Source organism: Citrobacter sp. C6_1 (assembly GCF_014596835.2).
In the GTDB taxonomy this organism is placed as follows: Bacteria; Pseudomonadota; Gammaproteobacteria; order Enterobacterales; family Enterobacteriaceae; genus Citrobacter; species Citrobacter pasteurii.
Map to the genome: position 1 here is coordinate 1,511,512 of NZ_CP115031.1, position 13,684 is coordinate 1,525,195.

Genomic DNA, 13,684 nt, shown 5'->3' on the forward strand with positions numbered 1-13,684 from the left:
TTTTAACAGGGAGAGGTCCGCGTGCATTCAATCACTACTGCGCTGGAAAGTCTGATGCGCATTTTGTCGCAAGAGATACCGGCAGCACCTGGCATTCGTATTTACGACATACCTTTCCCACTGAACGATGCTTTTGACGCTTTAGGATGGCTGGCCAGCCAGCCCGTCTGGCCTCAGTTTTACTGGCAGCAACGTAACGGCGATGAAGAAGCAGCTGTGCTGGGCGCAGTTGCGACATTCTCCTCACTGGAATCTGCTCAACGGTTTTTACGCCAACATGATAATTACCCCGAACTGCGCGTCTGGGGTCTGAATGCGTTTGAGCCGCAGCGCGGTAATTTATTGCTGCCGCGACTGGAATGGCGACGCTGCGCCGGGGTTGCTACCTTACGACTACACCTGTATAGCGACGTGTCGTTGCGTGAAGATGCCGCGCAGGCCGCTGCGTTTATTTCAACACTTGCACAGGTAAAACCGCTTCCCGCATTGCGTCTGATTTTGACGGGAGAGCAGCACTGGCCGGATAAAGATGGTTGGGTTCGCCTTATTGAGCTTGCCACGCAGACCATTGCTGAGGAAGAACTCGACAAAGTGGTGCTGGCGCGGGCGACCGATTTACAGTTTTCTCAGCCGGTTAATGCCGCGGCGGTTATGGCCTCCAGTCGTCGTTTAAATCTCAACTGTTACCACTTCTATATGGCGTTTTCCGCCGGATCTGCTTTTCTTGGCTCATCCCCTGAACGCCTGTACAGGCGGCGTGACACGGCACTGCGCACTGAGGCGCTGGCCGGAACCGTTGCCAATCACCCTGACGATCATCGTGCCTGGCAGTTGGGTGAATGGCTGATGAAGGACGATAAAAATCAGCGTGAGAACATGTTGGTGGTGGAAGATATTTGCCAACGGCTGCAGAACTGTACGCAAACCCTCGATGTCCTGCCGCCACAGGTACTTAGACTGCGCAAAGTACAGCATCTGCGCCGCTGTATCTGGACTGCGCTCAATCAGGCGGATGATACGCTCTGTCTGGTACAGCTACAGCCTACTGCGGCCGTAGCGGGTATTCCACGCGAGCTGGCGCGTGAATTTATCCAACATAATGAACCCTTTGAACGCGAGTGGTATGCCGGTTCTGCGGGTTATCTTTCACTGCGTCAGAGCGAGTTTTGCGTGTCATTACGTTCAGCGAAAATTAGCGCAAATGTCGTACGCCTGTATGCCGGGGCGGGGATCGTGCGCGGTTCAGAACCTGAGCAAGAATGGCAAGAAATAGATAATAAAGCGGCAGGGTTACGTACTTTATTATCGATAGAAGGATAATGATTTCGTGTATATTCCCGACTCATATCAAAAATCCATTTATTCGATTCTTTATACTGTGTCGCAATATTGATACCGGACAATCTCATGTCAGTAAGCGCATTTAACCGACGCTGGGCGGCGGTCATTCTGGAAGCTCTCACTCGCCACGGCGTCAGGCATGTTTGCATTGCCCCTGGCTCTCGTTCGACGCCGTTGACTTTAGCGGCAGCGGAAAATCCCGCTTTTATCCATCATACCCATTTTGACGAGCGCGGACTGGGGCATCTCGCCTTAGGTCTGGCGAAAGTCAGTAGGCAACCTGTTGCCGTTATTGTCACCTCTGGTACGGCGGTAGCGAATTTGTATCCGGCGCTGATTGAAGCCGGGCTGACCGGTGAAAAACTGATTTTGCTTACCGCTGACAGACCGCCTGAGCTTATTGACTGTGGCGCTAACCAGGCTATTCGTCAGGCCGGCATGTTTGCCTCGCATCCGTCGCAAACGCTCTCTTTACCGCGTCCGACGCAGGACATTCCGGCAAGCTGGCTGGTGTCTGCCATCGATAACGCCTTAGCCGCGCTGCATAGCGGGGCGGTTCATATAAACTGTCCGTTTGCAGAACCCTTATATGGCGAGATGGACGAAACGGGTCTGGCCTGGCAGCAGCGTCTTGGTGACTGGTGGCAGGATGATAAACCCTGGTTGGGCGCAGCGCGTCGACTGGAAAGTGATAAACAACGCGACTGGTTTTTCTGGCGGCAAAAACGTGGTGTAGTACTTGCCGGGCGCATGAGCGCCGAAGAGGGCAAGAAAGTTGCGCTCTGGGCGCAGACGTTAGGCTGGCCACTCATTGGTGATGTGCTGTCGCAAACCGGACAGCCGTTGCCCTGCGCCGATCTGTGGCTGGGGAACGCGAAAGCGATAGCTGAATTAGAGCAGGCGCAGATTGTGGTGCAGCTCGGCAGTAGTCTGACCGGTAAACGACTGCTGCAATGGCAGGCCAATTGCGACCCACAGGAATTCTGGATTGTCGACAATATCGAAGGCCGCCTCGATCCGGCTCACCATCGTGGGCGCCGGCTGGTGGCAAAAGTAGGCGACTGGCTGGAGCTGCATCCGGCGGAGAAACGCCAGCCCTGGTGTGTGGAGATCCCACGGCTGGCGCAACAGGCATGGCAGGCGGTAGAAGCCCGCCGTGACACGTTTGGCGAAGCACAGCTGGCGCACCGTATTCGCGAGTATCTGCCAGAGCAGGGACAGTTGTTCGTGGGGAACAGCCTGGTTGTACGGCTGATTGACGCACTGTCTCAGCTTCCGGCAGGTTTCCCGGTTTACAGCAATCGCGGTGCGAGCGGTATTGACGGCCTGCTGTCAACGGCGGCAGGCGTACAGCGTGCCAGTGCAAAATCGACGCTGGCTATTGTTGGCGATTTATCCGCGCTGTATGACCTGAATGCGCTGGCGCTTTTGCGTCAGGTTTCCGCGCCGTTTGTCCTGATTGTGGTGAATAATAACGGCGGACAGATTTTCTCCCTGCTGCCAACCCCGCCAGGCGAACGTGAACGGTTCTACCTGATGCCGCAGAACGTCCATTTTGAGCATGCCGCGGCTATGTTTGACCTCAAATATCACCGCCCGGAGAACTGGGCGCAACTGGAGAGCGCGCTGACGAACGCCTGGCGTACCCCGGTGGCTACGGTGATTGAGCTGGTAGTGAATGAAACTGACGGGGCGCAAACCCTGCAGCAACTGCTGGCGCAGGTAAGTCATCTATGATCCTGCACGCGCAGGCGAACACGGGTCATGTGGATTCCCCCTGGCTGGTTTTCCTGCACGGATTTTCCGGTGATCGCCGGGAATGGCAGACGGTAGGTGAAGCATTCCCGGACTATTCGCGGTTGTATATCGACCTGCCTGGCCACGGCGGTTCTGCTGATATCAGCGTGAACGGATTCGATGACGTCAGCGATTTGTTGCGTAACACGCTGCTTAGTTACAACATACTTAACTACTGGCTGGTGGGATATTCCCTTGGCGGCAGAGTTGCAATGATGGCGGCCTGTCAGGGGATGCCGGGACTCTGCGGTCTGGTTGTTGAAGGTGGGCACCCTGGCTTACAACACGAAGATGAGCGCATTCAGCGTCGTCTCTCCGATGGCCGCTGGGCCGCGCGTTTTCGCACTGAGCCGCTGCGCGAGGTGTTTAATGACTGGTATCAACAGCCGGTCTTTTCCTCGCTGAATGTCGCGCAAAGAGCGGCGCTGGTCGCTTTACGCTGCCAGAATAAAGGTGAAACGTTGGCGGCAATGCTGGAAGCCACTTCGCTGGCCATACAACCTGATTTACGTGCGCAACTCACTACGTGCACATTTCCGTTTTATTATTTATGTGGTGAACGTGACGATAAATTCCGCACTCTGGCGGCGGAAATATCCGTGCCGAACCATGTGATTCGTAACGCCGGACACAACGCGCATCGGGACAATCCCGTTGGCGTGGTGGACTGTCTGGCTCAGATTCTGCGTCGCTGACTATAGGACATTTTATGATCTATCCTGATGAAACAATGCTTTACGCACCAGTAGAATGGCTCGACTGCTCTGAAGACTACACCGACATTCTCTATGAGAAATCCACCGACGGTATTGCAAAAATCACCATTAATCGTCCGCAGGTACGCAATGCTTTCCGTCCTGTTACCGTCAAAGAGATGATTCAGGCGCTGGCGGATGCACGCTATGACGACAATATCGGCGTGATTATTCTGACCGGTGCGGGCGACAAAGCGTTCTGTGCGGGTGGCGATCAGAAAGTACGTGGCGATTACGGCGGATACCAGGATGACTCCGGCGTGCATCATCTGAACGTTCTGGACTTCCAGCGCCAGATCCGCACATGCCCGAAACCGGTTGTCGCGATGGTGGCAGGGTATTCCATCGGCGGTGGTCATGTGCTGCACATGATGTGCGACCTGACCATTGCGGCTGAAAACGCCATCTTTGGTCAGACTGGCCCGAAAGTCGGTTCCTTCGACGGCGGGTGGGGCGCGTCCTACATGGCGCGTATCGTAGGTCAGAAAAAAGCGCGTGAAATCTGGTTCCTGTGCCGTCAATACGATGCAAAACAGGCGCTGGATATGGGCCTGGTCAATACCGTGGTTCCGCTGGTCGATCTGGAAAAAGAAACTGTGCGCTGGTGTCGTGAAATGCTGCAAAACAGCCCGATGGCGCTGCGCTGCCTGAAAGCTGCACTGAATGCCGACTGCGATGGCCAGGCGGGTCTGCAGGAGCTGGCAGGTAACGCCACTATGCTGTTCTACATGACGGAAGAAGGTCAGGAAGGCCGTAACGCCTTTAACCAGAAACGTCAGCCTGATTTCAGCAAATTCAAACGGAATCCGTAATGCGTAGCGCGCAGGTATACCGCTGGCAGATCCCCATGGACGCGGGGGTGATTCTGCGCGACAGGCGGTTAAAAACGCGTGACGGGTTATACGTATGTCTTCGTGACGATGAGCGTGAAGGGTGGGGAGAAATCTCCCCGCTTCCGGGCTTCAGCCAGGAAACCTGGGAAGAGGCGCAAACTGCGCTGCTGGCCTGGGTTAACGGTTGGCTGCAGGGGGATTCATCCTCACCACAGCTGCCTGCCGTTGCATTTGGTGTTAGCTGTGCGCTGGCCGAGCTTGCGGGTACGTTGCCTGAGGCGGCGGACTATCGTGCTGCGCCGTTGTGTACAGGTGATCCTGACGATCTGGTGCTGCAACTGGCAGACATGCCTGGCGAGAAAGTTGCGAAGGTAAAAGTCGGTCTGTATGAAGCTGTTCGCGACGGTATGGTCGTCAACCTGTTGCTGGAGGCGATCCCGGAACTGCACCTGCGGCTTGATGCCAATCGTGCCTGGACGCCGCTGAAAGCCCAGCAGTTTGCGAAATATGTCAATCCTGAGTATCGCGGGCGCATTGCCTTCCTCGAAGAGCCGTGTAAAACCCGTGATGATTCCCGTGCGTTCTCGCGTGAAACAGGGATTGCCATTGCCTGGGATGAAAGTCTGCGTGAAGCCGATTTCACCTTTATGGCCGAAGAGGGCGTGAAGGCAGTCGTTATCAAGCCTACGCTGACGGGTAGCCTCGACAAGGTGCGTGAGCAGGTTGCAGCCGCACACGCGCTCGGTCTCACCGCCGTGATCAGCTCCTCTATCGAATCGAGCCTGGGCTTAACCCAGTTGGCACGCATTGCTGCCTGGTTGACGCCACAGACTATCCCTGGTCTGGATACGCTCAACCTGATGCAGTGTCAGCAGGTACGCGCGTGGCCTGGCAGTACGTTGCCATGCATTGAGGTCGATGCGCTGGAACGCCTGCTATGATCCAGCAGGAAATGCCCGATAGCGTAAGCATATCAGGCCTGGTGCAATTTGCTGACTGGCCGTGGCGTCACTGGCGACAGGTTCGTGCGGACGCGCCAGCCTTACGCCTCAACGATGAGGTGTTACGCTGGGGCGATCTCTGTGCGCGGGTCGATCGTCTGGCAAGCGGCTTTGCGGCTCAGGGGGTGGAAGAGGGCGATGGCATATTGCTCCGCGCCTGGAATCATCCCCGTCCGCTGCTGGCATGGCTGGCATTGTTGCAGTGCGGAGCACGAATATTACCTGTGAACCCGCAGTTACCACAGCCGTTGCTGGATATGTTAATCCCGGATCTGACGCTGCGTTTTGCGCTGGATCTGGAAGGCGAAAGCCCGCTCCCGGGGTTGGCACCGCTGCGGATGCTGGAACAGTCTGGCGAGCATGCTGCCGTCTGGTTGCCTCAGCGCTTGAGCACAATGACATTAACTTCCGGCTCAACCGGAGTGCCGAAAGCAGCGGTACATACCTGTCAGGCGCATTTGGCGAGTGCGCAGGGGGTGCTGTCACTGATGCCATTTGGCGAAGACGATGACTGGCTGCTCTCGCTACCGTTATTTCACGTTTCCGGCCAGGGGATTATGTGGCGCTGGCTGTTTGCGGGCGCGCGTATGACCGTGCGCGATAAGCAACCGTTAGAGCAAATGCTGACGGGGTGTACCCATGCTTCGCTGGTTCCCACGCAGCTTTGGCGACTGTTGGTCAATAACACACCGGTATCGCTAAAGGCCGTGTTGCTGGGCGGTGCAGCGATTCCTGTTGAATTGACTGAACAAGCGCGTGAGCAGGGTATTCGTTGCTGGTGCGGTTACGGGTTGACGGAATTTGCCTCCACGGTGTGTGCGAAAGAAGCCGATGGTAAGGCGGATGTCGGCTCTGCACTACCAGGCAGAGAAGTCAGGATTGTTGATGATGAAGTCTGGCTTCGTGCCGCCAGCATGGCGCAAGGGTACTGGCGCAACGGACAGCTTTATCCACTGGTTAATGCGCAAGGCTGGTTTGCCACCCGCGATCGCGGCATCGTGCATGATGGCAAGTTAACCCTTGTCGGACGGATGGACAACCTGTTTTTTAGTGGCGGAGAAGGGATCCAACCGGAAGAGGTGGAGCGCGTTATTGTATCGCATCCCCATGTTCTGCAAGCTTTTATTGTTCCAATAGAAGATGAAGAGTTTGGCAGCCGCCCCGTTGCGGTCGTTGAGTATGACGCCAACGCTGGGGACACCAATCTGGCAGAGTGGGTTAAAGACAAGCTAGCTCGCTTTCAACAACCGGTATGCTGGCTGACATTGCCACCCGAACTCAAAGCCGGAGGAATCAAAATCTCTCGTCGTGCGCTGTCGGATTGGGTAAGTGCTTCAGTATTAACATTAGGAAAACATTGATTACATTTCTCACTTTTGCCATTCCCAGGCCATTGCGGTTTTGTTTATCTGCTGAAGTGTAACCTGGTGTGAAAATCAATAGCAAAAGGTGCGCTATGGAATGGCATGTGAAGAAATCTTGCTGTAACCAAAAAGCAGGGAGGCTCTATATTGTACTTTGTGATACCGGTGGTTCGTTGAAAATGCTGGCTGAAGCGCAAGCCAGCGAGCGTGTAAAAGCTGGCGATCTCCTGTCACCGCTAAAAGATGCCCAGTATTGTATTAACCGTGACACATCGCGAGTGATTAAAATCATTGATGCCAGACAGTATCTCTGCGAAGAATGGGAGCGTCTGCGACAACTGTCTGACGATAAATGATCTCAGGGTGTGTGTTGGCGGACAGGTAAGAATATGGTCATTAACCCCGCCATAATACACAGCACACCCACCAGGGCTTTTATTGAAAAGGTTCCTTGCCAGCCCGGTAAAATCATTGATGCGATCCACACCAGCACATAGCTGAGGCTGAGCAAGGCATAGGCTTTGCTCAGCGCGAGCTGATGCAGGGCTTTATGCCAGCACATCACTGACAGTAAATAACCTACCAGCCCGCCATATAAGGCGAGTGCGTTGTTGCTGGTTGAAAAAACGGCGGAAATAAACGCCAGCGGTTGCAGCATGGGCGGCAGATTATCCATCGCGTAGCCCAGACTTAGCTGAGCAACCGACGTAATAATCACGCTACACAGCCCCCAAAAGATGCCCATTACACCGCGCTCCCAAGAATAAATATGCCTGTGATGAGTAGCCCAACCCCCAGCCAGTGACGCGTTGTGACAGGTTCGCGCCAGATTTTCCATGCCGCCAGCGTGACCCATACAAAGTTCAGGCTTAGCATTGGGTAGGCGATACCGACGGGAATATTCTGCAATACTGCCAGCCAGAGCAGCATGGCCAGTCCCAGACAGGCCAGCGCCAGACCAATCCACTGCGCGATATAGCGTGTTCGCGCGTGAGCGGGTACCGGGCGGGTGGCCTGCTTCTGACACAATTGTCCACAGACGCTGAGCAGGCTGGCAAGGACTAAGGTTAGCCAGATCATTTAGGCCTGTACTGAATCAAGACCAGGCGCCCCTGATTGTCGATATAGTCAGCGGGGGGAATGGCAAGCTGATTAATATCCTCATCCTTCGAAATTGACAGCACGAGCGTAATGATCCCTTCCTGACGATGTTGCGCCAACCAGCCGGCAAAGTCATCCCGGCTGACGAAGCGTCCCTGGGCATCCGGATAATTAAGGCCGTATTTTAACTCACCTGTTTGCCCGTACATGTTGATGTCATCGCGTTTCAGGCTCCAGGCCAGGCCAGCAGCAACGCCAACACTGTCGGTGAAAATATAACGGCTCGACTCCAGCGACTCTTTGGTCATCTCGACAAAAAACTGCGGCTGTTTGGATTCCATTACCCGGTCAGGTACTGAGAAGCCGAACAACAGCGCCAGCCCCAGCGGGCAGAGCGCTGCTAATTTCCAGTTTTTTTCACGGTTGTTAAGCGTATACCAGCCAAATAGCGTCCAGGTGATAAAAATACCCCATGAGCAAAACACTTTATACGTTTCGATATGCGACCAGACCGGTGTCTTCAACGGTCCGAGCGTGGACACGATAATCGTGGCGACAATGCCGGACACACCGAACAGCACGTTGATCCAGCCATTTACGCGCAGCGCGGCTGAGCCTTTTTCCGCGGCCTGCAGGCCGAAACGCGCCGTTAATATCGCCAGCGGCGCGAAGCAGGAGAGAATATAGGTCGGTAGTTTTCCTTTGGCGATGCTGAAAAACAGGATTGGCATGACAATCCAGCTTAACAGGTACTGTGCGCTGCGCGGAACATCCCGCTCACGCCAGCCCGTACGCAGCGCGCCGGGGAGCAGCCCGAGCCACGGTAATGCGCCAGCCACGAATACCGGAATGTAGTACCAGATGGGAGCCTTGTGTTGGGCATCATCCTGTGCGAAGCGTTGAATATGTTCAACCCAGAAGAAGTAATGCCAGAAATCCGGTTCACGCTGGGCTATCGCAACTCCCCATGGCAGCACAATTACCACGCAGCCGACCACTGCCAGTAGACCGTAGATAATGAGATCTTTCCAACGCTTTTGCATGAAAACCCACGGCAGTACGCTGAGCACAGGAACGGCAAGCGCCAGAAAACCCTTGGTCATCACGCCCATGCCGCAGGTGAATCCTAACAGCAAAAAGGCGACAACTTTACGTGTTCTGGTGGTGGCCTGCATTCCCTCCCAAAAACAGCACATGCCTGCCATTAGCCACAGCGCGATAATGGGATCAAGTACCGCGTAGGTGCCGATGCTGTAAACCGAGAAAAACGTTAAAAAGATAACTGAAGAGAGAATGGCGGTACGCTTGTCTTGCCATAACCGCATGGCAAGCCGGGCGACCAGGAGTGCCGTCAGTAAGGTGGCAAAAATGGCCCCCGCTCTGACGCCAAAATTATTAGCGCCAAACAACCATTGTCCGATGCTGTTTAACCAGTATCCGGCAATGGGTTTTTCAAAATAACGCAGCCCTAAAAAGTGCGGCACGATCCAGTCGCCAGACGTCAGCATTTCCCGGCTGATTTCAGCATAGCGCGTTTCATCAGGCTGCCAGAGCAGGCGGCTGTTGATGGGGAGAATAAAATACAGCGCAATAAACGCGATACAGGCCAGAGTGTAGCGGGCAGCAGGTTTCATTGTGTCGCACTCACCGGTTGTTGGCAGCCGAGCCATCCCTCTCTGCCGGGTATTTTTCCACGCACGATCTGCCCTGTCGGCAGCGAACTGACATTGTCAGGTAACAGGTCGCCGAGCGGGCAAAATATAATTCCCATGTCGGCAGCGCGAGTCAGCAGCTCGTCAAAATTCTGATGAAAAGCAATGCCTTCCACCTCTGCGTGAATCGTGTAGACCGGGGTGCCTTTGTCCCTCTGAATGCAGGAGAGAATATAGTCGTTGAAGTCCGCTGCCTGCACCTCCTGACCAACTACTTCATCCCATGTCGGTAGCGTGACCGGAATTTGTGGCGTCCCCATTTCTCCAGTTTCAAGTACAGGACGGAATAACGATGTTCCCCTGCAATCGCTGTTATAGCGCAGATGGAATGTTTCTTTCGCATCGACGACGCGTGAGTCGGCACGCCAACCAGCAACGGCAGAGCAGGTAACCGGTTGGCCGATGATTGTTTCGAGCGCATTAATGCCTCGCGAAATATCATCAATCAGCTGTTTATCGTTCCAATTGCCACTTCGTGATTGCCAGGCATGATGATCCCAGGCGTGTAAGCCTGTTTCGTGATACCGGGCAGCTTGCGAAATGATGGCCGCATTGGCCAGGCCAATTTCTTTTCCAGGCCAGGCGGTGCCGGCCAGTAAAATGTCCCACCCGTAGAGTGAGGCTGCGTTTGAGCGCAGCATCTTCCACAAAAATTGCGGCTTCACCAGACGCCAGAGATGGCGTCCCATGTTGTCGGGCCCGACGCTAAAAAAGAAACTTGCCCGAACGTTATGCCGGTTCAATGTCTCCAGCAGGCGGGGCACGCCTTCGCGTGTCCCTCTGAATGTATCGACATCTATGCGCAAGCCCACTTTGGTCATAATGTGTGTTCCGTGATGTCCACACTGCGTAAGAAGAAGTCCAGCGTCTCTTCAACCGTTTCTTGCATCTCGATTGTTGGTTCCCAGTTCAGGCAACGTTTGGCGTTACGAATACTGGGTTTGCGGTGCTCAACGTCCTGGTAGCCTTTGCCATAGTAGCTGCTACTCTCAACGTCGCGGAAACCAGCAAACGGCGGGAAGTGTTGGCGCAATGGATGTTTTTCGAAGCAGGAAAGGAGCATTTCAGCCAGTTCCTGAATACTTGCTTCGTTATCCGGGTTACCGATATTGATGATCTCGCCGTCACAGCGCCCGCCTTCGTTTTCAATGATACGGAACAGAGCTTCGATACCGTCACGAATGTCGGTAAAGCAACGCTTCTGCTTGCCGCCTTCAATCAGCTTGATGGGGGAGCCTTCCACCAGATTCAGGATCAGTTGGGTAATGGCGCGTGAGCTGCCGATACGTGCGGCGTTCAGGCTGTCCAGACGCGGTCCCATCCAGTTAAACGGACGGAATAAGGTGAAACGTAGCCCTTCTTTTTCACCGAATGCCCAAATGACGCGATCCAGCAGTTGTTTAGAGACCGAGTAGATCCAGCGCGGTTTATTAACCGGGCCGACGATCAGGTTGGAGCTGTCTTCATCGAAGTCTTTATCGGTACACATACCGTAGACTTCAGATGTTGACGGGAAAATGATGCGTTTGCGGTATTTGACACAGTAACGAATAATTTTCAGATTTTCTTCAAAATCGAGTTCGAAGACGCGCAGCGGGTTGCGGGTATATTCGATCGGCGTGGCAATGGCGACCAGTGGCAGCACAACGTCGCATTTTTTCACATGATATTCAATCCATTCGGAGTGAATGCTGATATCACCTTCCACAAAATGGAATCGTGGGTGTTGCAGAAAACGCTCAATCGCATCGCTGCCAATATCAAGCCCGTAGATTTCGTAGTTATCTTCGCGTAGCAGGCGTTCGGTCAGGTGGTTGCCAATGAAACCGTTAACGCCAAGGATCAAAACGCGGGTACGACGTTTGCTGGCGGAAACGGGCTGGCTGTTGAGGCGAGAACCCGCAACCAGACCCAAAACTTGTGCCAGCTGTGAGCCCTGCATAGTAATGCCATCACCCGCTTGCCCGGTAATGATTTCGAGTGCGCCATCGGCACAGGCAATCAGCAAGGGTGATACGGAGATAACCGTTCCCGGCAGCGCTGCAGATGTATTTGCACTCTGGCGCGATGACCAGATGGTGAATTTTTGCGTACCGGCATAGCTAAATGCACCCGGCCATGGATCGGACACGGCGCGAACCATGTTATGCAGTTGTGCGCAGGGATTGTTCCAGTCGAGGAAACTGTCTTCCGGCGTGCGGCGACCAAAACAGGTGGCGTCGGCTTCCTGTTGTGGGTACTCCTGAAAATCACCGGCTTTGATGGCTGGCAGCGCCTGCGCCAGTACCTCGCGGGCAGACTGGCATAATTTATGGTGCAGGGTTAACGCTACGTCATCGGGGGAAATGGTTATGCGCTGTTGGGCGACGATGGCACCGGCATCTGCGCGCTTGACCATGCGATGAAGCGTCACGCCTGTTTCGGTTTCGCCATTGACTAATACCCAGTTCAGCGGTGCACGGCCACGATATTTGGGCAGTAATGAGCCGTGCAGATTAAAGGCACCCGCAGGCGCAAGACGCAGGATCTCATCGCTGAGTAAATGGCGATAGTAGAATGAGAAGATCATATCGGGGGCGAGCTGCCCGATCCGCTCGATCCACAGCGGATGATTGACCTCGTCCGGAGCGTACACCGGAATACCTGCGCTGGCAGCGAGGCGGGAAACTGAGCCAAAAAACGCTTTTTCACCTGGGTTATCAGCGTGCGTAAAAATAGCAGCGATGTCATAACCCGCATCCAACAGGGCCTGGACTCCCTGACAACCCATATCGTGATAAGCAAATACGACGGCTTTCATGCGCGGTTTTCCTCAGTTGACTGCGTGGTTTGTGGACGGATAACGTGTTGAACAAAATAGCGAGGGCGTGCGCGGACATCGTTATAGATGCGACCGATATATTCGCCGAGTAATCCCATGCCAATGAATTGCGCGCCGATAAAGGTAAACAGCACGGCAAACAGCATAAACACACCTTCTGCAGCCCACTGCGGGCCGAGCGTCAGGCGAAGAACAACAAGCAGGACTGACAGGGTAAACCCTGTGGCGGCAATGATGCTGCCCAGCAGGCTCAACATACGCAATGGCGTGGTGGTCAGGCAGGTTACCAGGTCATACATCAGGTTTATCAGACGCATGAAACTGTACTTAGAGTCGCCAAATTCACGCTCGGCATGGTGTACCGGGATTTCCGTGGCGCGGCGGGCAAAGATGTTAGCCAGGATCGGAATAAAGGTGCTGCGCTCCTGGCAATGCAACATGGCATCGACGATGTGACGGCGATAAGCGCGGAGCATGCAGCCATAATCGCCCATGGCTTTACCGGTCGTGCGCTGAATCAGATGGTTGATCATCCGTGAGGCGGTCTTACGAAAGCGGCTGTCCTGGCGGTTCTGACGCACCGTACCGACGACATCGAAGCCTTCTTTTGCCGTGGCAACCAGCCGCGTGATCTCCTCTGGTGGGTTTTGTAAATCAGCATCCAACGTGATGATCAGGTCGCCAGTGACGTGGCTGAAACCGGCCATAATCGCCGAGTGTTGCCCATAGTTTCGATTCAACAGAATAGAGACAATATGGCTGTTCGGTGCCTGGGAGGCGTCCATCATCAGTTGAGCCGAATTGTCACTGCTACCGTCATCAATGAGCAGGATTTCATATTCAGTATCCAGTTTTTCGCAGGCGGCGCTGGTGCGCCTGATTAATTCTGGCAGGCTTTCCTGTTCGTTAAAAACGGGAATGACCACCGAGACTTTACTAATCGGTGAGGCTTCAAACAT

Annotated in this window: 13 protein-coding genes; 7 read left to right on the forward strand and 6 right to left on the reverse strand. The window is 54.5% G+C overall.

All coding sequences use genetic code 11. The features are described 5' to 3' along the window. Positions 1–21: 21 nt before the first annotated feature. The 7 genes from menF (at position 22) to pmrD (ending at position 7,447) form a co-directional block, all read left to right on the forward strand. Positions 22–1,320: an isochorismate synthase MenF gene (menF, locus tag IB196_RS07310; RefSeq protein WP_188232041.1), complete on the forward strand. Its 1,299-nt coding sequence runs from the start codon at positions 22–24 to the stop codon at positions 1,318–1,320. A gap of 87 nt (positions 1,321–1,407) precedes the next feature. Then, positions 1,408–3,078, forward strand: a complete 1,671-nt coding sequence (gene menD / locus IB196_RS07315; protein WP_188232042.1) for a 2-succinyl-5-enolpyruvyl-6-hydroxy-3-cyclohexene-1-carboxylic-acid synthase — start codon at positions 1,408–1,410, stop codon at positions 3,076–3,078. Further along, positions 3,075–3,833 (forward strand): 2-succinyl-6-hydroxy-2,4-cyclohexadiene-1-carboxylate synthase, encoded by a 759-nt coding sequence (gene menH, locus IB196_RS07320; protein ID WP_155021365.1) that lies wholly within the window; start codon positions 3,075–3,077, stop codon positions 3,831–3,833. The genes menD and menH overlap by 4 nt, the downstream gene beginning before the upstream one ends. 14 nt (positions 3,834–3,847) lie before the next feature. Beyond that, positions 3,848–4,705 carry a 1,4-dihydroxy-2-naphthoyl-CoA synthase gene (menB, locus tag IB196_RS07325; RefSeq protein WP_155021364.1) on the forward strand — a complete coding sequence of 286 codons (858 nt, stop codon included), beginning with the start codon at positions 3,848–3,850 and terminating at the stop codon, positions 4,703–4,705. Further along, entirely contained in the window at positions 4,705–5,667 is a 963-nt protein-coding gene (menC, locus tag IB196_RS07330) for an o-succinylbenzoate synthase (RefSeq protein ID WP_188232043.1), read from the forward strand. The genes menB and menC overlap by 1 nt, the downstream gene beginning before the upstream one ends. Then, the gene (gene menE, locus IB196_RS07335) at positions 5,664–7,088 is read left to right on the forward strand and encodes an o-succinylbenzoate--CoA ligase (protein ID WP_040230127.1); all 1,425 of its coding nucleotides are present in this window, start codon (positions 5,664–5,666) and stop codon (positions 7,086–7,088) included. The genes menC and menE overlap by 4 nt, the downstream gene beginning before the upstream one ends. A 95-nt stretch (positions 7,089–7,183) precedes the next feature. Continuing rightward, entirely contained in the window at positions 7,184–7,447 is a 264-nt protein-coding gene (gene pmrD, locus IB196_RS07340; RefSeq protein WP_005129436.1) for a signal transduction protein PmrD, read from the forward strand. Between the two features lie 2 nt (positions 7,448–7,449). Here pmrD and arnF read toward each other — a convergent pair whose 3' ends face one another. From arnF to arnC, 6 genes are read right to left on the reverse strand one after another with little or no spacing between them, the layout of a single operon-like run. After that, complete coding sequence (gene arnF / locus IB196_RS07345) at positions 7,450–7,836, reverse strand: 4-amino-4-deoxy-L-arabinose-phosphoundecaprenol flippase subunit ArnF (RefSeq protein ID WP_005129433.1); 387 nt, start codon at positions 7,834–7,836, stop codon at positions 7,450–7,452. Beyond that, positions 7,836–8,171, reverse strand: a complete 336-nt coding sequence (gene arnE / locus IB196_RS07350) for a 4-amino-4-deoxy-L-arabinose-phosphoundecaprenol flippase subunit ArnE (RefSeq protein WP_040230124.1) — start codon at positions 8,169–8,171, stop codon at positions 7,836–7,838. The genes arnF and arnE overlap by 1 nt, the downstream gene beginning before the upstream one ends. Beyond that, positions 8,168–9,826, reverse strand: a complete 1,659-nt coding sequence (gene arnT, locus IB196_RS07355) for a lipid IV(A) 4-amino-4-deoxy-L-arabinosyltransferase (RefSeq protein WP_040230122.1) — start codon at positions 9,824–9,826, stop codon at positions 8,168–8,170. The genes arnE and arnT overlap by 4 nt, the downstream gene beginning before the upstream one ends. Then, positions 9,823–10,725, reverse strand: a complete 903-nt coding sequence (gene arnD, locus IB196_RS07360; RefSeq protein WP_040230121.1) for a 4-deoxy-4-formamido-L-arabinose-phosphoundecaprenol deformylase — start codon at positions 10,723–10,725, stop codon at positions 9,823–9,825. Before arnD ends, arnT begins: the two co-directional genes overlap by 4 nt. After that, on the reverse strand, positions 10,722–12,704 hold the full coding sequence (arnA, locus tag IB196_RS07365) for a bifunctional UDP-4-amino-4-deoxy-L-arabinose formyltransferase/UDP-glucuronic acid oxidase ArnA (RefSeq protein ID WP_188232044.1): 1,983 nt from the start codon (positions 12,702–12,704) through the stop codon (positions 10,722–10,724). The genes arnD and arnA overlap by 4 nt, the downstream gene beginning before the upstream one ends. Beyond that, a complete protein-coding gene (gene arnC, locus IB196_RS07370) occupies positions 12,701–13,684 on the reverse strand; it encodes an undecaprenyl-phosphate 4-deoxy-4-formamido-L-arabinose transferase (protein ID WP_188232045.1) in 984 nt (327 codons plus the stop codon). The genes arnA and arnC overlap by 4 nt, the downstream gene beginning before the upstream one ends.

What these genes read in the sequence shown, in the direction of transcription:
- menD (WP_188232042.1), top strand. Translation starts at nt 1,408, where the DNA reads ATGTCAGTAAGCGCATTTAACCGACGCTGGGCGGCGGTCATTCTGGAA.
- menH (WP_155021365.1), top strand. Translation starts at nt 3,075, where the DNA reads ATGATCCTGCACGCGCAGGCGAACACGGGTCATGTGGATTCCCCCTGG.
- menB (WP_155021364.1), top strand. Translation starts at nt 3,848, where the DNA reads ATGATCTATCCTGATGAAACAATGCTTTACGCACCAGTAGAATGGCTC.
- menC (WP_188232043.1), top strand. Translation starts at nt 4,705, where the DNA reads ATGCGTAGCGCGCAGGTATACCGCTGGCAGATCCCCATGGACGCGGGG.
- menE (WP_040230127.1), top strand. Translation starts at nt 5,664, where the DNA reads ATGATCCAGCAGGAAATGCCCGATAGCGTAAGCATATCAGGCCTGGTG.
- pmrD (WP_005129436.1), top strand. Translation starts at nt 7,184, where the DNA reads ATGGAATGGCATGTGAAGAAATCTTGCTGTAACCAAAAAGCAGGGAGG.
- arnF (WP_005129433.1), bottom strand. Translation starts at nt 7,836, where the DNA reads ATGGGCATCTTTTGGGGGCTGTGTAGCGTGATTATTACGTCGGTTGCT.
- arnE (WP_040230124.1), bottom strand. Translation starts at nt 8,171, where the DNA reads ATGATCTGGCTAACCTTAGTCCTTGCCAGCCTGCTCAGCGTCTGTGGA.
- arnT (WP_040230122.1), bottom strand. Translation starts at nt 9,826, where the DNA reads ATGAAACCTGCTGCCCGCTACACTCTGGCCTGTATCGCGTTTATTGCG.
- arnD (WP_040230121.1), bottom strand. Translation starts at nt 10,725, where the DNA reads ATGACCAAAGTGGGCTTGCGCATAGATGTCGATACATTCAGAGGGACA.
- arnA (WP_188232044.1), bottom strand. Translation starts at nt 12,704, where the DNA reads ATGAAAGCCGTCGTATTTGCTTATCACGATATGGGTTGTCAGGGAGTC.
- arnC (WP_188232045.1), bottom strand. Translation starts at nt 13,684, where the DNA reads ATGTTTGAAGCCTCACCGATTAGTAAAGTCTCGGTGGTCATTCCCGTT.